Source organism: Pseudomonas sp. 50_B (assembly GCF_017491625.1).
Classification (GTDB): domain Bacteria; phylum Pseudomonadota; class Gammaproteobacteria; order Pseudomonadales; family Pseudomonadaceae; genus Aquipseudomonas; species Aquipseudomonas danubii.
Map to the genome: position 1 here is coordinate 1 of NZ_JAFGYX010000178.1, position 431 is coordinate 431.

Below are 431 nucleotides of genomic sequence, written 5' to 3' on the forward strand. Positions count from 1 at the left end.
TCTGACGACGCAACTCGTCGTGAGCATCGCGGCCGGCATTCGCGGCGCGGACCTGTCGCGCTGGCTCGGCGACTACCCGCGCGTCGTGCGCACGATGCCGAACACGCCGGCGCTCGTTGGCCTGGGCGTGACCGGCCTGTCCGCGCTGCCGGGCGTCGATGCGGCAGGCCGCGATCTCGCGTCGAAAGTGCTCGGCGCGGTCGGCGAGACCGTCTGGTTCGACGACGAATCGCAGCTCGACGCGGTCACCGCGATCTCGGGCAGCGGCCCCGCGTACGTGTTCTATTTCATCGAGGCGCTGCAGGAAGCGGCGCGCCAGCTCGGCATGAACGACGAGCAGGGCCGCGCGCTCGCGGTGGCGACGTTCGCGGGCGCCGCGCAGCTCGCGGTGCAGTCGGGCGAGCCCGCGGGCGTGCTGCGCGAGCGCGTGA

The 431-nt window shown here is 73.1% G+C and carries 1 protein-coding gene; it reads left to right on the forward strand.

What is annotated here, in order from left to right; translation table 11 throughout:
• The coding region (locus tag J5M73_RS31485) for a pyrroline-5-carboxylate reductase (protein ID WP_207816994.1) at window positions 1–431 on the forward strand (431 nt) is incomplete at both ends.